This is a genomic window from Stenotrophomonas sp. YJH_SMC_16, from assembly GCF_059367875.1.
The window spans coordinates 1-24,105 of record NZ_JCAFRH010000002.1 but is presented as its reverse complement, the minus strand read 5'-3'; the positions used below and the strand labels follow the sequence as shown (position 1 = coordinate 24,105).

Genomic DNA, 24,105 nt, shown 5'->3' with positions numbered 1-24,105 from the left:
CCATGCCTTTGTTTCTGTAGAGCCGAGCCCATGCTCGGCTGTCTTCGGCAGGAGCGGCAGCCGAGCATGGGCTCGGCTCTACAGGGGCGCAATTTCACGTTTTACTGCTTGCCCTTCCCCCGGGTCCGCGCGTTAGAGTGAATGCGCGGCAACCGGGGGGATGCCGCACGTGGCCGCCGCCCGGCGTCGGCCTGCCTCATGCATGCCCCACCGTGGTTTCCGTCGACAGGCAGGTCCGGGAGACTGACGAATGCTGGTAGGCACGTACAACCCGTGGCTGGTGGCGATCTCGTTGCTGGTTGCCGTAATGGCTTCGTACACCGCGCTGGCGATGGCCGGGCGCACGGTCACCGCACCCGGCAAGGGCGCGGCGTGGTGGTGGCGCCTCGGTGGTGGCTTCGCCATGGGCCTGGGCATCTGGTCGATGCATTTCATCGGCATGCTCGCTTTCGACCTGCCCATTCCGCTCGGCTACGACCTGCCCATCACCCTGCTCTCCCTGGCCCTGGCCATCGCCTCGTCAGTGTTCGCACTGTGGCTGGTCTCGCTGCGCACCCTGCCGCATCCGCGCCTGGCTGGCGGCGCACTGTTGATGGGTACCGGCATCGCCGGCATGCATTACGTTGGTATGGCCGCAATGCGCATGCAGCCGGGCATCGACTATGACCCGGGCTGGCTGCTGTTTTCACTGATGGTGGCAGTCGCTGCGTCGTGGACGGCCCTGTATGTGGCGTTCCGCCTGCGTGCGCAGCGCACCCGTGTCGGCGACCGCCTGGCAGCGGCCGGCCTGCTCGGGCTGGCGATCGTCGGCATGCACTACACCGGCATGGCCGCCGCACGTTTTCCGGAAGGCAGCATCTGTGGCGCGGCGGTCGGCGATGGCCTGCAGAGCGAATGGCTGGCGATGCTGGTGGTGGTACTGACCGTCGCAATCCTGGCCGTGGTGCTGGTGGTGTCCTGGCTGGACCAGCGGGTGGAGGCGCAGCTGCTGCGCCTGCGCAATTCCCTATTGAGCACCTCGCTGACCGACGCACAGCAGGAACTGACCCAGGCTGCACTGCACGACCCGCTCACCCGCCTGCCCAACCGCCTGCTGCTGCAGCGTCGGATCGTGCAGGCACTGGCCGAGGCCGAACAGGGCGGCAGCCGATTCGCAGTGATGTTCATGGACCTGGATGGCTTCAAGCAGGTCAACGATGCCTATGGCCATCAGGCCGGTGATGCACTGCTGGTGGCGGTGGCCGAACGTACGCGCCAGCTGCTGCGCCCCCACGACATGCTGGCCCGTCTGGGCGGGGACGAATTCGTTCTGGTGGTGCGCATCGAGCACGACGAGGACCTTCCGACCCTGGCCCGCCGCATCCTGCAGGCGGTAGGCAGCGGGCCGTTGCTGGCCGACAACGAACTGCAGGTGACCGCCAGCATCGGCGTGGCGATCTGCCCGGACCACGCCGCCAGCGAGCGGCAGCTGATGGCCTTCGCCGATGCAGCGATGTACCAGGCCAAGGAATCCGGACGCAACGCCTTCGTGCTGTTCGCCGACTGGATGAATGACAGCGCCGAACAACAGTTCCGGCTGCTGGCCGACCTGCGCCGGGCCATTGGCAGCGAGCAGCTGTTCCTGCACTACCAACCGAAGATCCAGGTAGCCACGCAGAAGGTGGCCGGTGCCGAAGCGTTGATCCGCTGGCGCCATCCGGAGCATGGCCTGATCCCGCCGGACCGCTTCATCCGGCTGGCCGAGCGCAGCGGCGCGATCAACGACATCGGGCGCTGGGCGCTGGACCAGGCCTGCCTGCAGCTGCGCCGCTGGCATGACGCCGGTCACGAAGGCTGGTCGATGTCGGTGAACCTGTCGCCGGTGCAGTTCAGTTCGCCGCACCTGCTGCAGGATGTGCGTGAAGTGATCGAACGCTACGACATTGCCCCGCGCCACCTGGTGCTGGAGATCACCGAAAGCACGGTGATGCGCGATACCGATACCAGCCTGCGCCTGCTGCAGGCGCTCTCGGCGCTGGGCGTGGGCATCTCCATCGATGACTTCGGCACCGGCTACTCCAGCCTGCTGTACCTGAAGCGGCTGCCGGCTACCGAGATCAAGATCGACCACGCGTTCGTGCGCGATCTGGAGCACAGCGCCGAGGATGTGGTGATTGTCTCGGCCATCGTGGCGCTGGGCCATGCGCTGGACATGGACATCGTCGCCGAAGGCGTGGAAACCGCCGCCCAGCGCGCCTACCTGGAGCGCCTGGGATGCGATTACCTGCAGGGCTACCTGCTCGGCCGCCCGGTCGATGCGGCGCGCTTCATGCAGCTGCATGACCTGCCGCGGCCGCGGGTGGAACTGGCGCAGAGCCCACCGCCCAGCGACAACGCTCCCCTGTAGCCTGGACCAAACGCAGCCGAGCGTGGGCTCGGCTCTACAAAGTGCCGCGCTTCGCTGTAGAGCCGAACCTGCGCTCGGCTCCCGTATGATGACCGCGCGCCCGTCATCCAAGGAAGCGTCCGTGGCCCTACGCACCCCCCTTGCTGGCCTGTTGCTGGCCCTTGCTGTTGGCCACGCCACCGCCGCTGATCTGCCGTGGTCGTTGCCAGCCGATGTTTCCCCGGCCCAAGTCGACGCTGCCCTGCAGGCCCTTGGCAAGCGCGTGCTGAAGTCCCCCAGCCTGACCGATGCACAGCGCGGCCACGCGCTGCTGGCGATGGGCCAGACGGCCGAAGCGCGGCAATCGATCCAGCAGGCGCGGGCATCGCTGGCAAGCGACGGTGATACCGCGGCGGTGCAGCGCTGGGTGCCCATGCTGCTGTTCGCCACCGCCGGCGAGCGGGACAACGCCGCTTATGCGCGTGCCTTCCACAGCACCTTCGCTGCCCTCGACGACGTCGCCGCGGTGCAGGCCGATGCCGCGCTCTCGGCTGAGCCGGCCCGGGCGCGCGCCCAGCTGGAGCAGGCCATCGCGGCGCAGGCAGGTGCCGCGACCGTATCCGAGGCCGTCGCCCTGGAACTGCTGCGTCTGCGGGCAGTACTGCGTGCACAGACCCTGGCCGCCGCAATGGCCCCCGCACTGGTCGCCGCAGAAGAGCAGCGTCGCTTCGTCATCGACGACACCCTGCGCATTCCCGCAGGCGGCGACGTGGTGCTGTCGGCCCAGTTGGCACGGCCACGCGCTGCCACTGCGCCGCTGCCTGCGGCCATGCTGTTCACCATCTACACCGATCCACCGAAGAACCGGCAGAAGATGCTGCTGGCCGCCGCGCATGGCTACGCCGGCATCGTGGTCGATGCGCGCGGCAAAGGCCAGGGCACGGGCACCATCGCTCCCTACGAACATGACGGCGAGGACGCCAACGCGGCCATCGACTGGATCAGCCACCAGCCATGGAACGATGGCCGGGTCGCCATGTATGGCGGCAGCTACGAAGGCTTTACCGCCTGGGCAGCAGCGCGCCATCACCATCCCGCATTGAAGACCATCGTGCCCTACGTTGCCGCCATCCCCGGCCAAGGCCTGCCGATGGAGAACAACGTGTTCCTGAGTGCCAACTATGGCTGGGCGTTCTATGTGGCCAATGGCCCGATGCTGGACAACGACACCTACGACCAGGACGAGCGCTGGTCGCAGCTGCCGCGCCGCTGGTATGCCTCCGGCCGCCCTTACCGGCAGATAGACCAGGTCGACGGCACGGCCAACCCCTGGCTGCAACGCTGGCTCGCTCACCCGGCGTACGATGCTTACTGGCAGTCGATGGTTCCCTATGGCGACCAGTTCGACGACATCCGCATCCCGGTGCTGACCATCACCGGCTACTACGACGACGGCCAGATCTCGGCGCTGCAGTACTTCAAGGAGCACCTGCGGCACCGCCCCGATGCCGATCATGCCCTGCTGATCGGCCCCTATGACCATCGCTGTGCGCAGTCGGCGCTCAAACCGATGCAGTTGCGTGGATATGAGCTGGACCCTGTCGCGCAGTTCGACACGCCCGCACTGACCTTCCAATGGCTGGACCATGTACTGCGCGGTGCCCCGCGACCGGCGCTGGTGCCCAACCGTGTGAACTATCAGCTGATGGGCGCCAACAGGTGGGGCCATGCGGCAACGCTGGAGGCGGCCGCAGGCGATCACCGCCGCTACCACCTCTCCGCCGACCAGGCATCGTCCGATGGTTACCACCGGCTGCAGGAACAGCCACCCGTACCGGGCCAGCTGCGGCAGACCGTGGACATGGCCGACCGCAATGAAATGCGGCATGGCTACTACCCGTTCCCGATCACCGCCGCGCGGGACGAGGTGGATACCGCGCTGTCCTTCGTCTCCGACCCGTTCACCCGTCCCATGGACATGGTTGGCAGCTTCTCCGGCAACCTGAAGGTCAGGATCAACAAGCGGGATTTCGATTTCACTGTCACCCTGTACGAGCTGCTCGCCGATGGACGTCGGATGCAGCTGTCCTACTACATGGGCCGGGCCAGCCACGTGCGTAACCCGAGCACGCGCCAGTTGTTGCAGCCCCGCCAATGGACCCACCTGCCCTTCGACCGCACGCGCATGGTCGCCCGCCGCCTGGCTGCAGGCAGCCGCCTACTGGTGAAGGTGGACGTGCTGAAGGACGCCATGCATCAGGTGAACCACGGCACCGGCCGCGATGTCAGCGATGAATCGGCCGCCGATGCGGGCGCCCCGCTGCAGGTGGACTGGCACAGCGACAGCGTGCTGACGATCCCGCTGCAGGCGGTAGCGCCGACCGGGTGACACGGCCGCCCCGCCATCACAGAACAGTTCTTGTGCACCCGGCAACCCCAGCCGTAGTGCCCGTGCGGCTGCATGACCTGCCGCGGCCGCGGGTGGAGCTGGCTACTGGCTTCAAAGCGCCAGAAGGTGGGGGTTGATGAACCCCCACGGCCGCGCACCTGAGCCAGCCCGGAGTGAGCAAATCACTTCAGCGTGACCGGGTAGGGAGGAGCGAGCCTCGAGTTGTCGGAGACCGCAAAGGCGACTGACTGCAACCGCTGGCAAAGTGTTGAAAGCAGGGCCATGAACTCAGCATTGGCTGCCTCAGACCATGCTCGGCCGAATCTGAGAGTAAGGTGTATGGAGCTCACCGGGTCTCCATTCAGAGCGGACTCGAGCGAGTAGCGCTCACCATCCGAGAATGCACTTTGGACGCATCCAGGGAACACCAACTCCAATGATGCGATTACGGCCTGGGGACATCCAATATCCTGCACAGCCTCAACATTGGACAGGTCTTTTTCACCGGGGCCTTCCAGCTTCAAAACGACAATGTCAAAACTCATTGCTGCGATATCCCATCCTGCAATCCATTCAGCATCGCCCTTCTCTTCTGCGTGTCTGGCCATCATGCCTCATGTAGCTGCTAGCTGCCCCCCTGTACAGCAGCAGTTGAACGATCTTCCCCGCCCGCTGAATGCGTAAGCGCGCCAGCGCGTACAGCACTGCGAACACCAGAATGAGCAGGAGCAGACACACAGTGCTGCCGTTCGCGACTGAAGGCTAGCGGCACGGTTCTTGCACGCACCCCGGCAACCCCTGCCGCAGTGCCCGTGATGTCCGAGAACGAATCCGCCGGCGAAAAGACCGAACAACCCACCGAAAAACGCCTGCGCGACGCCCGTGAACAGGGCAACCTGCCGCGCTCGCGCGAACTCGGCACCGCCGCCGTGTTCGGTGCCGGCGTACTGGCGGTGATGGCCATGAGCGGCTCGATCGGCCGCGGCGCCACGGCCTGGATGAAGCAGGCGCTCAGCCCGGAACAGAGCCTGCGGCAGAACCCGAAGGAACTGTTCGGCCACTTCGGCGACCTGCTGCTGCAGTTCATGCTGGTGATCGCGCCGCTGGTGCTGGTCTGCCTGCTGGCCAGTTTCGTCGCACCTCTGGTGATGGGGGGCCTGCGCTGGTCGCAGAAGGCGTTGCTGCCCGACATCAATCGCATGAACCCGATGAGCGGGCTCAAGCGCCTGTACGGCCCGGAGGCCATCGCCGAGTTCACCAAATCGCTGCTGCGCGTGGCCTTCGTCGGTGTCGCTGCCGGGATGGTGGTCTGGACCGGCTTCGACACCCTGCGCGGGCTGATCCACCACCCGCTGGAGACCGCCATCACCGACGGCCTCGGCTTCACCCTGCGCCTGCTGCTGGCCACCGCCGGTGCGATGCTGGTGCTGGCCGCCATCGACGCGCCGTACCAGCGCTGGAACTGGATGCGCAAGCTGAAGATGACCCGTGAAGAGCTGCGCCGGGAAATGAAGGAAAGCGAGGGCAGCCCCGAGGTGAAGGGCCGCATCCGCCAGCTGCAGCAGCAGATGGCCAACCGCCGGATGATGGAGGCGGTACCCACCGCCGACGTGGTGGTGGTCAACCCCACCCACTACGCGGTGGCCCTGAAGTACGAAGGTGGTGCCATGAACGCCCCGACCGTGGTCGCGCTGGGCGTGGACGAGACCGCCCTGCGCATCCGTGAAGTGGCCGACGGCAACAAGGTGGCGATCGTCTCTGCCCCGCCTTTGGCACGCGCCTTGTATCGGGAAGGCCAACTCGGAAAGGAAATCCCCGTGAGACTGTATTCGGCCGTCGCCCAGGTCCTGTCCTACGTCTACCAGCTGCGCGCCTGGCGCACTGGCCCGATGCCGGACGCCCCGCACATCCAGGTGGATGAATTCGGCAAGGGAGGCCGCCCGTGAGCGCCCAGCCCTCCACCGGTTTCAACACCCGCCGCGCTCTGGAAATGATCCGCCAGGGCCTTGGCGCGCCGCTGATCGTGCTGGCCCTGCTGGCCATGGTTGTGGTCCCGCTGGCCGCACCGGTGCTTGATGCGCTGTTCACCTTCAACATCGCCATCTCGCTGATGGTGCTGCTGGCGGTGGTCTACGTGAAGCGCCCGCTGGACTTCACCATCTTCCCGATCGTGCTGCTGATCACCACCATGCTGCGGCTGGCGCTGAACGTAGCCTCCACCCGCGTCATCCTGCTCAACGGCCAGAACGGCCACGATGCGGCCGGCAAGGTGATCGCCGCCTTCGGCGAATTCGTGATCGGCGGCAACTACGCGGTCGGCATCGTGGTGTTCGCGATCCTCACCATCATCAACTTCGTGGTGATCACCAAGGGCGCCGGCCGCGTCTCGGAAGTGACCGCGCGCTTCATCCTGGACGCGATGCCCGGCAAGCAGATGGCGATCGACGCCGACCTCAACGCCGGTTTGCTGACGCGTGAAGAAGCCAAGCTGCGCCGTGAAGAAGTCCGCGAGGAAGCCGACTTCTACGGCGCAATGGACGGCGCCAGCAAGTTCATCCGCGGCGACGCCATCGCCGGCATCCTGATCCTGTTCATCAACATGCTTGGCGGCCTGGCCGTAGGCGTGCTCCAGCATGGCATGCCGTTCGGCGACGCCGCCGCCACCTACACCCTGCTCTCCATCGGTGACGGCCTGGTGGCGCAGCTGCCGGCGCTGCTGGTCTCCAGCGCGGTGGCGATGCTGGTCACCCGCGCCTCGCGCTCGCAGGACATGGCCCAGGCCATGACCGGCCAGGTGTTCGGCCAGTACCGTGCGCTGGCGATCACCGCCGGCATCATCGGCGTGGTCGGCCTGGTGCCGGGCATGCCCAACGTCGCTTTCCTGACGCTGTCCGCGATCCTCGGCTTCATCGCCTGGAAGGTCTACCGCAAGGGCAAGGCCGCGGCCACCGACCCGGCAGCCGCAGGCAATGACGCCGCCGCGCTCAACGCACTGGGTCGCCCGGCCGCACCGGCGCCCACCGCCGAACTGAGCTGGGACGAGCTGCGCCCGGTCGATCCACTGGGCCTGGAGGTCGGCTATCGGTTGATCCCGCTGGTGGACGCCAACCAGGGCGGCGAACTGATGGCGCGCATCAAGGGCGTGCGCCGCAAGCTGACCCAGGACGTCGGCTTCCTGATCCCGTCGGTGCACATCCGCGACAACCTGGAACTGCCGGCCAACGGCTATCGCGTGCTGGTGCACGGCGTGCCGGTGGCCACCGCCGAGATCCACCCCGACCGGGAACTGGCCCTGGACCCGGGCAGCGCGCTCGGCGCACTGGAGGGCATTGCCGGCAAGGATCCCGCGTTCGGCCTGGATGCCACCTGGATCCAGCCGCACCAGCGCGCCCAGGCCGAAACGCTGGGCTACACGGTGGTCGACCCGGCCACCGTGGTCGCCACCCATCTGTCGCACCTGATCCGCGAACACGCACCCGAGCTGCTCGGCCATGAGGAAGTGCAGCACCTGCTGGCCAACCTGGCCAAGAGCGCGCCCAAGCTCGTCGAAGATCTGACGCCGAAGGCGCTGCCGCTGTCGGCGGTGGTGCGCGTGCTGCAGAACCTGCTGGTCGAGCGCATTCCGATCCGCCAGCTGCGCAAGATCGCCGAGGCACTGGTCGAACATGCGCCCAGCAGCCAGGACCCGGCCGTGCTGACCGCCGCGGTGCGCACCGCACTGGGCCGCTTCATCGTGCAGGAGATCGCCGGAATGTCGGCGGAGCTGCCGGTGTTCACCCTCAACCCGCAATTGGAACGTGTCTTGCAGGAGTCCACGCAGGGCAACGGCGCCGCGCTGGAACCCGGACTCGCAGAGCGACTGCACCAGAGCCTGGCCGAATGTGTCAGCAAGCAGGAAGCGCGAAACGAGCCGGCGGTCGTGCTGGTACCGGGCCCGGTGCGCGCCGCGCTGGCGCGCCTGGTCCGCCACAGCGTCCCGTCGCTGTCGGTCCTGGCCTACAGCGAGGTGCCGGAGGACAAGCGACTGAAGCTGGTCGGAACGATCAGCTGACGCCGCCCACCGATGCGCCAGAAAACAGACACCACTTTCGAACCAACGCAACAGACAGACACCAAGGGGAACCCGCACCGTGCAGACCACCGACCACCCGAGTTCTCCGACCGCCACCCCGCCGTCTTCGTCCCGTGACCACAGCATGAAAATCAAACGATTCGTCGCCGCCGACATGCGCTCGGCCATGAACCTGGTGCGCAAGGAACATGGTCCTGACGCCGTGATCCTGTCCAACCGCCGGATCGAGGAAGGCATCGAGATCGTCGCCGCCGCGAACTATGACGAGAGCGCCGTGCAGCGTGCACTGGAAGCCTCGCGCCGTGACGTGGCACCGCCGCCGGCACCCAAGCCGCGCACCGCCGCCGATGCCGTCATTGCCGCAGTCACCCGCCGTCGCAGCAACACCCCCGCTCCGGAACCGGTTGCCGCGACCACCTCGGCCGTGGCCGCCCTCGCCCGCGCCGCGGTCGGTGCCACCGGCCGTACCCTGGACAGCGCCGACGAGATCGTGCCGACCCGCGGCAGCACCGGCTTCGCCGCGACCCTGGCCCGCGCTGCCGTCAACGAACCGGCGCTGCCCGAACAGATCTTCGCCCCGTTCGCCGAGGCCATCGTTGCACCGGCATCGGCACCGGCCGCCAGCGCGCCAGCCAACCGTGCCCGCTTCCAGGTCGACCCGCCGCACGAGATGCATCACGAAAGCGCGGCCCCCGCCGTGCAGCCGCCGCCGCTGCCGGGCGCGGCTCCGACCGAAGCACAGCCGGAGATCGCCGCCAGCGAACCGGCAGTGGCCGACGCCGTCATCGAAACCTCGCCGGAGCCCACCCTCGCCCCGGCCCCGGTGCTGACCGTGGTCGCCCAGGACGACGCCGAGATCCGCCAGCTGCGCCAGGAAGTGGCCGGCATGCGCCAGGTGATCGAGCGCGAGATGAACCGCTTCACCGACGAGCGCCTGCGTGGCTGCCCGGTGCGCGCCACCGCGCTGGACCTGATGGACGAGTACGGTTTCGACGCCGGCCTGGCCCGCGACGTGGCCATGCAGATCCCGCTGGAGACCGAAGCCCACCGTGGCCGCGGCCTGATGCTGGGGTTGATTTCGCGCAAGCTGCCGATCGCCCCGGTCGACCCGCTGGAAGAAGGCGGCGTGATCGCCCTGGTTGGCCCGACCGGCGCCGGCAAGACCACCACCATCGCCAAGCTGGCCTCGCGCTTCGCCGAGAAGCACGCGCCGCGTGATGTGGCCCTGGTCACCACCGACACCACCCGCATCGGTGCCCGCGAGCAGCTGTACGGTTACGGCCGCCAGCTCGGCATCGCGGTGCACGAGGCCAACAGTGGCACCGACCTGGACCAGCTGCTGGAACGCCTGAAGGACTACAAGCTGGTGCTGATCGACACCGCCGGCCTGGGCCCGCGCGACCGCGCGCTGGCCGCCCAGCTGCAGTGGCTGCGTGCCGCCCGCCAGGTGCGCACCCTGCTGGTGCTGCCGGCCAATACCAGCTTCGGCGACATGGACGAGGTGGTCCGCCGCTTCGGCGCCGCCAACCTGCAGGGTCTGGTGCTGAGCAAGCTGGACGAGACCGGCCGCTTCGGCAACGCCCTGTCGGTGGCCGTGGACCATGCCCTGCCGATCACCTGGGTGACCGATGGCCAGGACGTTCCGGAGGACCTGCACCGGGCCAGTGCGGCCAATCTCGTACTTCGCCTTGAAGATTTGCGCCGCGCGGCCGATATGCCCTGCAACCCGGAGTTGAACCATGCCGTCGCGTGAGTACGCCAAGCTGACCAAGACCTTCCCGCTGTCGGCCACCCGCAGCGAGCCGCTCGGCCCTGTGCGCACCATTGCCGTCACTGGCGGCAAGGGCGGCGTGGGCAAGACCAACGTTTCGGCCAACCTGGCCGTGGCGCTGGCTGGCATGGGCAAGCGCACGCTGCTGCTGGACGCCGACCTTGGCCTTGCCAACATCGACGTGATCCTGGGCCTGAACCCCACCTTTACCCTGGCCGACCTGGTCGCCGGCCGCTGCACGCTGGATGACGTCATCGTCGAAGGCCCGAACGGCGTGCTGGTGGTCCCGGCCGCGTCCGGTCGCCGGCACATGGCCGAGCTGGCCCCGGCCGAGCACGTCGGCCTGGTCAACGTGTTCTCCGAACTGGAACGCGAACTGGACATCATGGTGGTGGACACCGCCGCCGGCATCACCGATGGCGTGCTGACCTTCTGCCAGGCCGCGCAGGACACCGTGGTGGTGGTCTGTGACGAGCCGGCCTCGATCACCGACGCCTATGCGCTGATCAAGGTGCTGTCGCGCGAGCGCGGCGTGGACCGCATCCAGGTGGTGGCCAACATGGTGCGCGACCCCAACGAGGGCCGCGTGCTGTACGAAAAGCTGACCCGGGTCTGCGAGAAATTCCTCGCCGATGTCTCGCTGAACTATCTGGGCTGTGTGCCGCAGGATGATTGGCTGCGCCTGTCGGTGCAGCGCCAGCAGCCAGTGGTAAAGGCCTACCCGTCCAGCCCGGCCGCGTTGGCGATCACCGAGATTGCCCGCCGTACCGCACGCTGGCAGGCGCCGACCGAACCGCGCGGCGGCGTTGAGTTCTTCCTCGAGCGTATTCTCAAGCAGCGCGGGGTGGCCGCATGAAAGGCGCAGCCCAGTACCGGGAAGTCCAGCGCACGGCGGCCAACGAGGTCATCGCCCAGCATTCGGACCTGGTGCGGCGCATCGCCCACCACCTGGCCGCACGCCTGCCGGCGAGCGTCGAGGTCGACGACCTGATCCAGGCCGGCATGATGGGACTGATCGAAGCCTCGCGCAGCTATGACGCCGACCAGGGGGCTTCGTTCGAGACCTATGCCTCGATCCGCATCCGCGGTTCGATGATCGATGAGATCCGCCGTGGCGACTGGGTGCCGCGCTCGGTGCACCGCCGTGCACGTGATGCCGCCGCCACCATCCGCCGCCTGGAACAGAGCAGTGGCCGTGCCGCCAGCGCCACCGAAGTGGCCGCCGCGATGGAGATGCCATTGCCCGAGTACCTGCGGCTGATGGAAGACGCTGCCCGTGGCCAGGTGCTGAGTCTTGAATCGCGCATCGAGGACCAGGGCGAGCTGGACACCGTGGCCCAGGGCGGCCCGACCCCGCAGCAGGTGCTGGAGCGCGGCGAGTTCGGCCGCGAGCTGGGCAAGGCCATCGGCCACCTGCCCGAGCGCGAACAGCTGGTGCTCTCGCTGTACTACGAGCAGGAACTGAACCTGAAGGAGATCGGCGCGGTGCTCGGCGTGAGCGAGTCGCGGGTCTGCCAGATCCACGGCCAGGCGGTACTGCGCCTGCGTGGCCGGCTGAAGCTGTTCGAGGCCGCCGACGCCGGCCTCGAAGAATGAACATCCCCGAGGCGGCTGCCCCCGGCCGTCCGGAATGAACAACAAAGGAATTCTGCTTTGAACAAGAACATGCGCATCCTGATCGTCGACGACTTCTCGACCATGCGTCGAATCGTCAAGAACCTGCTGGGCGATCTGGGCTTCACCAATACCGCCGAAGCCGAGGACGGGCATGCCGCGCTGTCGCTGCTGCAGAGCCAGCCGTTCGATTTCGTGGTCACCGACTGGAACATGCCGGTGATGACCGGCATCGAGCTGCTCAAGGCGATCCGTGCCGATGCCAAGCTGAAGACCCTGCCGGTGCTGATGGTCACCGCAGAAGCCAAGCGTGAACAGATCATCGAAGCCGCCCAGAGCGGCGTGAACGGCTACATCATCAAGCCGTTCACCGCGCAGACGCTGGAAGAGAAGCTCGGCAAGATCTTCGAACGCCTGGCGGCCAGCGCCTGATGGATACCACGGTCGACAAGAGCGCCCTCGCCCTGCGCCTGCAGGAGGCCCTGGACGCACTCGAGTCCGGTGACGAAGCCGCCTGGCGGCAGCGCATCGACGGACTGGTCGCGCTGCGCACGCAGCCGATGATGAGTGGGCTCTCGCGGCTGGCCCGCGAACTGGGGCAGGCGCTGGGTGAACTGCCGACCGTGCCGAGCGAAGCCGGGGAACTGGACGATGCCTGCGCGCGCCTGGACCACGTGGTGGCGATGACCGAGCAGGCCACGCACCGCACCCTGGACCTGGCCGAGGAATGCCGCAGCCTGACCGAACAGCTGCGCGCCGAAGGCCTGCAGCCGGGCCAGGACGCGCAGCTCGAGCGCATCCGCCACAACCTGACCGAGATCGCCCTGACCCAGAGCTACCAGGACCTGACCGGGCAGATCATCCGTCGCGTGGTGGGCATCGTCCGCCGCGTGCACGAAGGCTTCGGCGCACTCGGCCTGCCACCGGAACAGCATCGCACCGACCCGGAACTGGCCGGGCCGGCACTGAAGGGACTGGACCGCCACGCGGTCTCGCAGAACGACGCCGACGACCTGTTGTCGGATCTGGGGCTGTAAGCATGAGCGCGGTATCCGACGACATCACTGCCGATTTCATCATCGAGGCACAGGAAATCCTGGATCGCCTCGGCGAACAGCTGGTGTCGCTGGAGCAGGCACCGCAGGACAGCGATCAGCTCAACGCGGTGTTCCGCGGCTATCACACGCTCAAGGGCGGCGCCGGATTCCTCGGCGTCACCGCCATGGTCGAGCTGTGCCATGCCGCTGAAGAAGCGCTGGGCGCCGCGCGTGCCGGCCAGGCGGTGCTGCAGGCCCATCACTTCGACGCGGCCCAGCAATCGCTGGACTACCTGCAGTCGATGCTGGATGCAGTTTCCTCCGGCACCGAGCCGGGCTATGCACCGCCGGACCTGATCGCCCAGTTCGACGTACACGGCGGTGCCGTGGCGGCACCCGCCGCCGCAGCAGCACCCGCCGCGGGTGGCAGCGACCTGATCACCGACGACGAATTCGAGGCCCTGCTCGACCAGCTGCATGGTGGCAACGCGCCGACCGCGGTCGCACCGGCGAAGAAGGCCGACGACGGACTGATCAGCGAAGACGAGTTCGAAGCCCTGCTCGACCAGCTGCACGGTGGCGCTGCACCGGGCACCAAGCCTGCTGCCGCCATGGCACCGGCGCCGGCTGCAGCCCCGCGCCCGGTCGCCGCACCGGCACCGGTGGCAAAGCCGGCCGCCAAGCCGTTGGCCGAGGCCGAACATACCGTACGCGTAGACACCAAGCGCCTGGACGCGATCGTCAACCTGATCGGCGAACTGGTGCTGTCACGCAATCGGCTCAAGACCCTGCGTGCACGCCTGCGCGATGAAGAATTGGACCGCGCCGTGTCCACCCTGGACATCGCCACGGCCCGCCTGCAGTCGGCGGTGATGCGTACCCGCATGCAGCCGGTGGGCAAGGTCTTCTCCCGCTTCCCCAAGGTGGCCCGCGACGTCGCCCGCTCGCTGAAGAAGGAAGTGGACCTGGAACTGATCGGCGCCGAGACCGAGCTCGACCGCAACCTGGTCGAAGCGCTGGCCGACCCGCTGGTGCACCTGGTCCGCAACGCCATCGACCATGGCGTGGAAATGCCCGACCTGCGCGAGGCGCAGGGCAAGCCGCGGATGGGCCACGTGCGGCTGTCGGCGCAGCAGGAAGGTGACTACGTCAGCATCGAGGTGCAGGACGATGGCGCCGGCATCGACCCCGAAAAGCTGCGTGCCAAGGCACGCGAGAAGGGCCTGATCGATCCGGAAGCGGCCGCGCGCCTGAGCAGCGAGGAATGCCTGCACCTGGTGTTCCTGCCCGGCTTCTCGACCAAGCAGCAGGTCACCGACATCTCCGGCCGCGGCGTCGGCATGGACGTGGTGCAGTCACGCATCCGCGAACTGAGCGGCCAGATCCAGATCCAGTCGGAGCTGGGCCGTGGCAGCCGCTTCCTGATCCGCGTGCCGCTGACCCTGGCGATCCTGCCGACCCTGCTGGTTCAGGCCGGTGAGGACGTCTACGCGCTACCGCTGGCGCGCGTGATGGAAGTGCTGCACGCACCGCGCACGTCGCTGGGCTGGTTCGATGGCCGTGCCGTGCTCGATCGGCGCTCCCACACCCTGCCGCTGGTCGATCTGCGCCAGTGGCTGGATGTGACGCCCGCCGCCTCGCCCCTGCTGACCATCGTGGTGCTGCAGGCCGGCGAAGCGCGCTTCGGGCTGGTCGTGGACCAGGTGCGCGGGCGCGAAGAAGTGGTCATCAAGCCGCTGCCGAAAGCCCTGCGCGGCCTGCGCGGTTATGCCGGTGCAACCTTGATCGGCGATGGTCGCATGGCCTTGATCCTGGATGTGGACGGGCTGCGATGAACCCCGCCAGGGCCATGCCCGGCAACCCGAAAAACTGTGACTACCGTCTGTACGCGATCTACCGGTGTCTCAAGTCCCATTCATACACGCCGATACCGGAACCATGGATAGACTCAGCCTCATTGGACTCTTTCTCGCCCTGGCCTCGCTGGTCGGTGGCAGCATCCTCAAGGGCGCCGGCCTGGCGTCGTTGTGGTCGCCTGCCGCGTTCGTGATCGTCATCGTCGGCACCGTCGCCGCGATTTTGCTGCATACCTCGCCGGCAGTGTTCAAGCATGCGTTCAAGATCGTGCGCTGGGTCGTGCGCCCACCGCACAGCGATCGCCGCGAACTGATCCAGCAGATCGTCGAGTGGAGCAACATCGCCCGCCGCCAGGGCCTGCTGGGCCTGGAATCGCAGGTGGAAGCGCAGCAGGACCCGTTCCTGCGCAAGGGCCTGCAGCTGCTGGTCGATGGCGTTGAACCCGAATCGATGCGGCACATGCTGGAAATCGAACTGGGCAGCCAGGAGCATCAGGACCAGGCCGGCGCCAAGGTCTTTGAAGCGATGGGCATCTACGCACCGACCCTCGGTATCATCGGCGCCGTGCTCGGCCTGATCGCGGTGATGAAGAACCTGGCCGACCCGAGCAAGCTCGGCCACGGCATCGCCGCAGCGTTCACCGCCACCATCTACGGCATCGCCTCGGCCAACCTGCTGTTCCTGCCGGTGGCCGCCAAGCTCAAGAGTGTGATCTCGCACAACACCCGCGATCGCGAAATGGTCATCGAAGGCCTGATCTCGATCGCCCAGGGCGAGAACCCGCGCAACATCGAAACCAACCTCTCCGGCTTCCTGCACTGACATGGCCCGCCGCAAGCACCACGAAGAGCACGCCAACCACGAAGCATGGGCGATTCCCTATGCCGACCTGATGACGCTGTTGCTGGCCTTCTTCGTGGTCATGTACGCGATTTCCTCGGTCAACGAGGGCAAGTATCGGATCATGGCCGACGCGCTGACCGATGCCTTCGGTGGCGCACCGCGCACCATCAATCCGGTGCAGGTGGGTAACAAGCAGGTGCAGGGTGGCGGCTGGGACAGCCCCTCGGTGATCAAGTCCGGCACCAAGATCGGACCCTCAGCGCCTGCACCGTCGCACGACCCGACCCTGCTGCCATCGATGGCCTCGCAGATGCGCATGCCGGTGTCGGTGCACAACCAGGAGCAGATCGCGCGCGCCGAGCGCCAGCTCAACAGCATCGCCGACCGCCTCACCGCCGCACTGGCGCCGCTGATCGACCGCGGCATGATCAGCGTGCGCCGCACCGAACTGTGGATCGAAGTCGAAATCAACAGCGACATCCTGTTCCCGACCGGCTCGGCCGCGCTGGACGTGCATGCACGGCAGACCCTGGCCAGCCTGGCCGAGGTGCTGCGTGACGTGCCCAACAGCGTGCGCGTGGAAGGGCACACCGACAATGTGCCGATTGCTACCGCCACCTTCCCTTCAAACTGGGAACTGTCGGCCGGCCGCGCGGCCAGCGTGGTGCACCTGTTCGCCGACCAGGGCGTGCAGCCGTCGCGGCTGGCGATGGTCGGCTACGGCCAGTTCCGCCCGCGCGAAGAGAACGACAGCGCGCAGGGCCGCAACCGCAACCGTCGGGTGATGGTCATCATCCTGGCCGACACCTCGCATTCGGTGGACCCGCTCGGCCAGCGCCTGAACGCAGCCACCGGCGCCACCGACAGCACCGCTACCGAACAGGCCGCCGCAACTCCGGCCAGCGCCCCCACCTCCCCCATCGCACCGGTGAAGTTGCCGCCGGTGCCGGCTGGCAGCCGCGTCGGCGCCGCCGTTCCCCCGGCAATGAAGGAGTAAACCGATGCGCATCTGGGCAGTCGCCAACCAGAAGGGCGGAGTCGGCAAGACCACCACCACCCTCGCCCTCGGCCGTGGCCTGGCCGCGCTTGGCCATCGCGTGCTGCTGATCGACCTCGATCCGCACGCCTCGCTCAGCCGCGCCTTCGGCGTGCCGGTGGATCCGCCGCCGGCCGGCGTGCTGGAACTGTTCGGCGCACCGCCGGCCGATCTTTCCAGCCTGTGCCATGCCAGCAGCATCCATGGCCTGGACTATGTCTGTGCACAATCCGCGCTGGCCACATTGGAACGCCGCAGCGCCAACCAGCCCGGCCTCGGCCTGGCCCTGCAGAACGCGCTTGCCCGCCATCAGGGACAGCACGACTACATCCTGCTGGACTGCGCACCCACCCTCGGTCTGTTGATGATCAACGCACTGGCCGCGGCCGACCGCCTGATCATTCCCACCCAGGCCGAGCCGCTGGCTCTGCATGGCCTGGAGGGGATGGTCCGCACTGGCGAGATGGTCGAGCGCTCGCGCCGCCGCCCGCTGCCGATCTCGATTCTGCCCACCCTGTTCGACCGCCGCACCCGCGCCGGCAACGAATCGCTGCGCACGATGCAGGATCGTCACGGCACCCGCGTGTGGGAAGACGCCATTCCCATCGACACCCGCATCAGCAACGCCGCCGGCCTGACCCTGCCAAGCGTTGGTGAGGACTACCCGGGCCGCGGCCTGGCTGCCTACCGCCGCGCCCTGAACTGGATCCTCGGCGAGGATGCCCGCGCCCTGGAGCAGGCCGCATGAACAGCACCGGCGTACTGGACGACTATCTGGACGAACTGCTGGGCGAAGCGATCGCCGTGGCGCCACCGGCTGCACCGCCGCCGGCCAGCGACGAAGCGTGCCCGGCGATTGCAGCGGACGCCGAACGCGAGCCGACCTGGGACGATCTTCCGGCCGAAGTGATCTACGAGACCGACACCGCGGCCACCACACCGATTGAGGACGACGCTGCGCTGGAAGCTGCATTCGAGGCCGCTGCTGGCGCGCCCGAGCGCGAGCCGACCTGGGACGACCTGCCGGCCGAGGTGATCTACGAAACGGAGACTGTTGCCGCTGCCCCGGCAGAGGACGACGCAGCACTGGAAGCCGCCTTCGAGGCCGCCGCAATGCCTGTCGCCGCTCCCGAGCGCGAACCGACCTGGGATGACCTGCCTGACGAGGTGATCCACGAGACGCCCCCTGCTCCGGCTGCCGCCAAGGCAGGTCCGGAACCCACCTGGGACGATCTGCCGGACGAAGTGATCTACGAGACCGATACGGCCGACAGCCATCGCCTCGCCCACACCGACAGCCCCGGCCTGCAGGCTGCATTCGAGGCCGCAGCAGGCGGCGAGGACGTTCCTGCGCCACCACCGGCCGTAGTCACAGCACCCGCTCCAGCGGCACGCACCGATGCCGCGCCGCCACCGCGCGTGGCCGTGGACGCGCCAGCAGGCAACCGTCCGAACAGCTGGCAGGAACTGCAGGCACAGGCACATCGGCCCGCCAGCAGTCCGCATCCGCAGAACCGACGCGCCGGCGAGCGCACCTCGCGCTGGTTGCGCCTGCGCTGCGGCACCCAGGCCTATGCACTGGAACTGCTGAAGGTGCAGGAAGTGGTGCTGCCGGTGCCGCTGCTGCCGCTGCGCGGCACCGCACCGGCCATGCTCGGCATCATGAACCTGCGCGGCCAGGTGGTGCCGGTGATGGATCTGGGCCTGCACCTTGGAGCCGCGCCCGCCGAAGACGACTCACAGACCCGTATCGTGGTCCTGGAAGAAGACGGCGAGACCATCGGCCTGCGCGTGTCGGCGGTGGAAGATGTCGCCAACCTCACCGATTCGCAGATCGAACCGCCCGATACCGCGCGCATCTGCCAGATCTCCAACGACCTGTTCCGCGGCGTCGCCCGGGTCAGCCAGCGCCCGATGATCCTGCTGGATGCCACGCGGCTGTTGAGCTGAGTCGGCGCTTTGCGCCGACGCGTTACCTGTCGGGGACGCACCGCGTCGATTCCCCTAAAGAACCCCGCCGGGGTGCCGTTATGGATCACGGAACCGTTTGTCCGGAGCAACGATGAGTACTGTCGAACTGGGTGGGGATCTCGGCATCGAGAGCACCACCGAGCTCAAGAACCGCCTCGCCCCGCTGGTGGCGCAGGCAGGCGAGCTGACCCTGGATGCAAGCCAGGTCGCCCGCATCCACACGGCCGCCGTGCAGGTGCTGTGTGCGTTCGTGCAGGCCCGCCGCGAGGCAGGTCTCGGCACCGGCTTCCACGGTTGCACTGCAACCTTCCGTGACGCCGCGCGCCTGCTGGGCGTCACCCAGGCCCTGGGCCTGGACGTAACCCATGACAACCTGAAATCTGTGGAGAACGCTGCATGAGCGCACGTATCTTGGTGGTGGACGATTCGGCGTCGATGCGCCAGATGGTTTCCTTCGCCCTCACCTCGGCCGGTTTTGCCGTCGAAGAAGCCGAAGACGGCGCGGTCGCGCTCGGTCGCGCCAAGGGCCAGCGCTTCAATGCGGTGGTCACCGACGTCAACATGCCGAACATGGACGGCATCGCGCTGATTCGCGAACTGCGCCAGCTGCCGGACTACAAGTTCACCCCGCTGCTGATGCTGACCACCGAATCGGCCGCCGACAAGAAGTCCGAAGGCAAGGCCGCCGGCGCCACCGGCTGGCTGGTCAAGCCGTTCAATCCCGAACAGCTGGTCGCCACCGTGCAGAAAGTGCTGGGCTGATCGCCCGCCACCGCTCCCCCTCTTCGCTTCCGGACCACCACTGCCATGAGCATGGACCTGCAACGCTTCCACGCCACCTTCTTCGAGGAGAGCCGCGAAGGCCTCGACGCGATGGAGGCTGGCCTGCTGGCCCTGGAATCGGGGCAGCAGGACGCGGAGATCATCAATTCGGTGTTCCGCGCCGCCCACTCGATCAAGGGCGGCGCCGGCACCTTCGGCTTCGATACGATCGCCGGCCTTACCCACGTGCTGGAAACGCTGCTCGATGAACTGCGTGCCGGCAAGCGGGCGCTGGAAGGCCACGCGGTCGACGCCATGCTGTCCTCGGTGGACGTGCTGCGCGCCCTGCTGCGCGAAGCCGAACACGGCCAGGCTGCCGATCCGGCTGCAGTCGCTGCGGTGAAGGCGCGCCTGGAAGCGGTCCTTTCCGGCCAGCCCGCACCGAGCGCCCCCGCTGCCGTCGCGGCCAAGGTGGACGATACGCCGGAAGCCTGGCAGATCGGCTTCACCCCGGCACCGTCGCTGTTCATGAGCGGCAACGACCCGCTGCGCATCATCCGCGAACTGGAGCATCTCGGTTCGCTGCAGGTCGCCGCGCGCATGGAACGCCTGCCGGGCTTCGCCCAGCTCGACCCGCTCGAGGCCCATCTGGCGTGGGATCTGGGCCTGGTCGGCAAGGTGCCGCGCAGCAAGATCGAAGACACCTTCGCCTGGGTACTGGACGACTGCGAACTGGACATCCGTCCGGCCGCACCGCCGAGCCTGGCTACACAGGCGCCCATTGCAACCGCCCCTTCCACACCGGCTGCCGTCGTACCGGCGGCGCCTGCTGCGCCCGCCACCAGCGGCGGCGCCAGCCAGGAAGCCGAAACCTCGATCCGAGTCAGCGTCGACAAGGTCGATGCGCTGATCAACCTGGTCGGCGAACTGGTCATCACCCAGGCCATGCTCAAGCAGGTCTCGCACGCACTGGACCCGGTCCACGCCGAGAGCCTGTTCGCCGGCCTGGACCAGCTGGAACGCAACACCCGCGACCTGCAGGAAGCCGTGATCGGCGTGCGCATGCTGCCGGTCGATGCGGTGTTCCGCCGCTTCCCGCGCCTGGTCCGCGACCTGTCCAGCCGCCTTGGCAAGCAGGTCCGCCTGCGCACCGTCGGTGAAGGCACGGAGCTGGACAAGGGCCTGATCGAAAAGATCGCCGACCCGCTGGTGCACCTGGTGCGCAACTCGATCGACCACGGCCTGGAGATGCCGGACGTGCGTCGCGGCGCGGGCAAGGACGAGACCGGCACCATCACCCTGGCAGCCTCGCATCAGGGCGGCCACATCGTCATCGAAGTCAGCGACGACGGCCGCGGCCTGGACCGCACCAAGATCCTGGCCAAAGCCCACGAACGCGGCCTGGCAGTGCCGGACAACCCTACCGATTCGCAGGTCTGGGACCTGATCTTCCAGCCTGGCTTCTCCACCGCCGATGCAGTCACCGACCTGTCCGGCCGTGGCGTCGGCATGGATGTGGTCCGCCGCAACATCCAGGCGCTGGGTGGCGAGGTGCAGATCGAAAGCAGCCTTGGTAACGGCACCCGCACGCTGATCCGCCTGCCGCTGACCCTGGCCATCCTCGATGGCATGACCGTGGCAGTGGCCGGTGAAACCCTGATCCTGCCGCTGGCCTATGTGCTTGAGGCCCTGCAGCCGCAGGCCGAAGACATCCGCAGCATGGCCGGCGAAGGCCGCGTGCTGCGCGTACGTGGCGAGTACCTGCCGATCCTGTCGCTGAGCGAATACTACGGCTACGGCAACCGTGCGCCGGGCAGCGAATCGCTGGTGGTGGTGGTCGAAGGCGATGGCCAGAAGATCGCGCTGGAAGTGGACGAACTGGTCGGCCAGCAACAGGTCGTGGTGAAGAACATCGAGAACAACTACCGCCGCATCGGCGGGGTGTCCGGTGCCACCATCCTCGGCGATGGCCGCGTGGCCCTGATCGTCGACATCGGCGGGCTGGTGCGTTCGCTGCGGATGCCGCAGGCCGCCTGATCCACGTTGCAGGCGTGTACTGGACCGCCGCCCTTCCGGGCGGCGGTTTCTGTTTGTGTTCGCCCTGCCAGTGGGATCAGATTCCATTCCGCAGGAAAGGGATCTGATCGCGGGACGGCACCCCGATACCAAATCGTGAACTCCGTCGACACGATGGCTGCGGGCGTAACCACTTCATCCAAGCGAAGCCGCGTCGCTGCAACGCTTTCGCGCCGTCATCCCTACGCAACCGAATGTGATCTGCGTCCATAAAGTCCATCCGGACTGCGCCGCTATTTCGCTTTGACGGCCGTCACCGAACCCCCACCGGGCACCACCGTTCGCTCTGCAACCACCCCCAAACCGGCGCACAGACGCCGGCACTCTGCCCACCTGGAGCACCCTGCATGAAGTGGTTCCAAGATCTGCCCATCGCCCGCAAGCTGGCCGTGGGGTTCACCCTCACCACGTTGATGACCCTGGTCCTCGGCGCGTTCGCCCTGCTGCGCCTGAGCGAAGCCAACGCGCAGCTGCGCGAGATGGCCGGCAACGATATCCCCTCCGTCCAGCACCTGGGCGAGGCGCGCTCGCAGCTCGGTGAGTTCCGTACCTACGAACTGGCCCAGCTGAGCATGCTGGACCAGCCGGAGAAGGTCGCCGACTACAACAAACGCATGGACGATACCGCCAAAGCCGTGCATGACGAACTGGCGGCGTACTCGGCGCTGCCGGCGCTGGAGAAGGAGCGCGAACTCTATCGCGCGGCCAGCACGCAGCTGGATCGCTACTTCGCCGCCAACAAGGCGATGCGCGACGCCGTGACCGCCGGTGACGGCGCCCTGGCGCAGCAGATCTCCGACGAGCAGTCGCGCCCGGCACGTCGCGACCTGTTCGCTGCAATGAAGGCACTGGGCACCCACATCGCCGGGCAGATGGACGGCAAGATCGCCGACGCCAACGCCACCCATCGCAACAGTATGATCGCCATCATCGGCTGCATCGTACTGCTGTCACTGGTGGCCGCCGCGCTGGCCATCGTCATCTCGCGTGCGGTCACCGGTCCGCTGGGCAAGGCCGTGCATGCCATCCAGGCAGTTTCCCGCGGCGACCTCAGCGTCAGCACCCAGGCCACCAGCAAGGACGAGGCCGGCAAGATGCTGGCCGCCACCGCGGAGATGACCGCGATGCTGCGCCGCTTCAGCGAGCAGACCCAGCTGATGGCCCAGATGCATGCCGGCCCGGACATCAGCCACCGCATTCCGGAAGATTTCCCGGGCGTCTATGGCCAGCTGGCCAACGGCATCAACACGGTGATCTTCGAACACCTCGATGCGATCGTCGATGCCATTGAAGTACTCAACCAGTATGCCATCGGCAATCTGACCCCGGATGCACGCCGCCTGCCCGGCAGCCGCGCGATCCTGCACGAATCCATGGATGCGGCCAAGGCCAGCCTGCTGGCGATCAATTCACAGATCCAGCGCCTGGCTGCGGCGGCCGCCGCCGGTGACTTCAGCCAGCGCGGCGACGCACAGCGCTTCCAGCACGACTTCAAGCTGATGATCGAGCACCTCAACACCATGATGCAGGTGGCTGACGGCAACCTCGGCCAGCTCTCGCAGCTGCTGCAGTCGATCGCCACCGGCGACCTGACCGCGCGCATGGAAGGCCAGTTCAACGGCGTGTTCGCCCGCATGCGCGACGATGCCAACGCCACGGTCACACAGCTGACCCAGATCGTCGGCCAGATCCAGGCCAGCGCCTCCAGCATCACCTTGGCCGCCGGCGAAATCGCCTCCGGTAACAGCGACCTGTCGCGCCGTACCGAGCAGCAGGCCGCCAACCTGGAAGAGACCGCTGCCTCGATGGAGGAACTGACCTCCACTGTGCGTCAGAACGCCGAGCACGCCCGCCAGGCCAACCAGCTCGCCATCGGCGCCCATGGCGTCGCCTCGCAGGGCGGTGAAGTCGTCGGCCAGGTGGTCACCACCATGTCCGCCATCGAAGCCTCGTCGAAGAAGATCGCCGAGATCATCAGCGTCATCGACGGCATTGCGTTCCAGACCAACATCCTGGCGCTGAATGCCGCCGTGGAAGCCGCGCGTGCCGGTGAACAGGGCCGCGGCTTCGCCGTGGTCGCCAGCGAAGTGCGCACCCTCGCCCAGCGCTCGGCGGCTGCCGCCAAGGAGATCAAGGGCCTGATCGATGATTCGGTCGGCAAGGTTGCCGAGGGCTCCAGCCTGGTCCACCAGGCCGGCAGCACCATGGGCGAGATCGTCGCCTCGGTGCAGCGCGTGACCGACATCATGGCCGAGATTTCCGCTGCTTCGCAGGAACAGTCGGCCGGCATTGAGCAGGTCAACCAGACCGTG

General features: G+C 67.4%; 19 protein-coding genes. 18 read left to right on the top strand and 1 reads right to left on the bottom strand.

Annotation, left to right across the window (positions count from 1 at the left end; all coding sequences use genetic code 11):
* Positions 1–250 precede the first annotated feature (250 nt).
* A complete protein-coding gene (locus AC5P6E_RS04835) occupies positions 251–2,386 on the top strand; it encodes a putative bifunctional diguanylate cyclase/phosphodiesterase (RefSeq protein ID WP_109815256.1) in 2,136 nt (711 codons plus the stop codon).
* A 121-nt stretch (positions 2,387–2,507) separates the two neighbouring features.
* Positions 2,508–4,754 carry a CocE/NonD family hydrolase gene (locus AC5P6E_RS04830; RefSeq protein WP_329835501.1) on the top strand — a complete coding sequence of 749 codons (2,247 nt, stop codon included), beginning with the start codon at positions 2,508–2,510 and terminating at the stop codon, positions 4,752–4,754.
* Between the two features lie 182 nt (positions 4,755–4,936).
* Here the strand turns inward: AC5P6E_RS04830 and AC5P6E_RS04825 are convergent, their stop codons facing one another.
* Positions 4,937–5,362, bottom strand: coding sequence for a hypothetical protein (locus AC5P6E_RS04825; protein WP_239684568.1), 426 nt, complete (start codon positions 5,360–5,362; stop codon positions 4,937–4,939).
* A gap of 207 nt (positions 5,363–5,569) precedes the next feature.
* On the opposite strand from AC5P6E_RS04825, the gene flhB reads away from it, so the two are divergent.
* The 16 genes from flhB to AC5P6E_RS04745 all read left to right on the top strand — a co-directional run.
* Positions 5,570–6,700, top strand: coding sequence for a flagellar biosynthesis protein FlhB (gene flhB / locus AC5P6E_RS04820; RefSeq protein WP_057504315.1), 1,131 nt, complete (start codon positions 5,570–5,572; stop codon positions 6,698–6,700).
* Between the two features lie 44 nt (positions 6,701–6,744).
* Positions 6,745–8,805, top strand: coding sequence for a flagellar biosynthesis protein FlhA (flhA, locus tag AC5P6E_RS04815; RefSeq protein ID WP_171955051.1), 2,061 nt, complete (start codon positions 6,745–6,747; stop codon positions 8,803–8,805).
* A 145-nt stretch (positions 8,806–8,950) separates the two neighbouring features.
* Positions 8,951–10,579 (top strand): flagellar biosynthesis GTPase FlhF, encoded by a 1,629-nt coding sequence (gene flhF / locus AC5P6E_RS04810; RefSeq protein ID WP_029379820.1) that lies wholly within the window; start codon positions 8,951–8,953, stop codon positions 10,577–10,579.
* Positions 10,566–11,453 (top strand): MinD/ParA family ATP-binding protein, encoded by an 888-nt coding sequence (locus tag AC5P6E_RS04805; protein WP_010482449.1) that lies wholly within the window; start codon positions 10,566–10,568, stop codon positions 11,451–11,453. Before flhF ends, AC5P6E_RS04805 begins: the two co-directional genes overlap by 14 nt.
* A complete protein-coding gene (locus AC5P6E_RS04800) occupies positions 11,450–12,193 on the top strand; it encodes an RNA polymerase sigma factor FliA (RefSeq protein ID WP_010482450.1) in 744 nt (247 codons plus the stop codon). The genes AC5P6E_RS04805 and AC5P6E_RS04800 overlap by 4 nt, the downstream gene beginning before the upstream one ends.
* A 57-nt stretch (positions 12,194–12,250) precedes the next feature.
* Positions 12,251–12,643, top strand: coding sequence for a chemotaxis response regulator CheY (gene cheY / locus AC5P6E_RS04795; RefSeq protein WP_006365466.1), 393 nt, complete (start codon positions 12,251–12,253; stop codon positions 12,641–12,643).
* Positions 12,643–13,248, top strand: a complete 606-nt coding sequence (locus AC5P6E_RS04790) for a protein phosphatase CheZ (RefSeq protein WP_010482455.1) — start codon at positions 12,643–12,645, stop codon at positions 13,246–13,248. The genes cheY and AC5P6E_RS04790 overlap by 1 nt, the downstream gene beginning before the upstream one ends.
* A 2-nt stretch (positions 13,249–13,250) precedes the next feature.
* A complete protein-coding gene (locus AC5P6E_RS04785) occupies positions 13,251–15,083 on the top strand; it encodes a chemotaxis protein CheA (RefSeq protein ID WP_010482456.1) in 1,833 nt (610 codons plus the stop codon).
* 103 nt (positions 15,084–15,186) lie between these two features.
* Positions 15,187–15,927: a flagellar motor protein gene (locus AC5P6E_RS04780; protein WP_010482457.1), complete on the top strand. Its 741-nt coding sequence runs from the start codon at positions 15,187–15,189 to the stop codon at positions 15,925–15,927.
* 1 nt (position 15,928) lies between these two features.
* Positions 15,929–16,945: a flagellar motor protein MotD gene (motD, locus tag AC5P6E_RS04775; protein ID WP_019338561.1), complete on the top strand. Its 1,017-nt coding sequence runs from the start codon at positions 15,929–15,931 to the stop codon at positions 16,943–16,945.
* 4 nt (positions 16,946–16,949) lie between these two features.
* Complete coding sequence (locus tag AC5P6E_RS04770) at positions 16,950–17,732, top strand: ParA family protein (protein WP_019338560.1); 783 nt, start codon at positions 16,950–16,952, stop codon at positions 17,730–17,732.
* Positions 17,729–18,934: a chemotaxis protein CheW gene (locus AC5P6E_RS04765; protein ID WP_019338559.1), complete on the top strand. Its 1,206-nt coding sequence runs from the start codon at positions 17,729–17,731 to the stop codon at positions 18,932–18,934. The genes AC5P6E_RS04770 and AC5P6E_RS04765 overlap by 4 nt, the downstream gene beginning before the upstream one ends.
* Positions 18,935–19,046: 112 nt before the next feature.
* The gene (locus AC5P6E_RS04760) at positions 19,047–19,355 is read left to right on the top strand and encodes an STAS domain-containing protein (protein WP_014037092.1); all 309 of its coding nucleotides are present in this window, start codon (positions 19,047–19,049) and stop codon (positions 19,353–19,355) included.
* Positions 19,352–19,717, top strand: coding sequence for a response regulator (locus AC5P6E_RS04755; protein WP_005409521.1), 366 nt, complete (start codon positions 19,352–19,354; stop codon positions 19,715–19,717). Before AC5P6E_RS04760 ends, AC5P6E_RS04755 begins: the two co-directional genes overlap by 4 nt.
* Positions 19,718–19,762: 45 nt before the next feature.
* Positions 19,763–21,754 carry a chemotaxis protein CheA gene (locus AC5P6E_RS04750; RefSeq protein ID WP_010482464.1) on the top strand — a complete coding sequence of 664 codons (1,992 nt, stop codon included), beginning with the start codon at positions 19,763–19,765 and terminating at the stop codon, positions 21,752–21,754.
* Positions 21,755–22,140: 386 nt separating this feature from the next.
* On the top strand, positions 22,141–24,105 hold a 1,965-nt coding region (locus AC5P6E_RS04745; RefSeq protein WP_495230733.1), incomplete at its 3' end, for a methyl-accepting chemotaxis protein.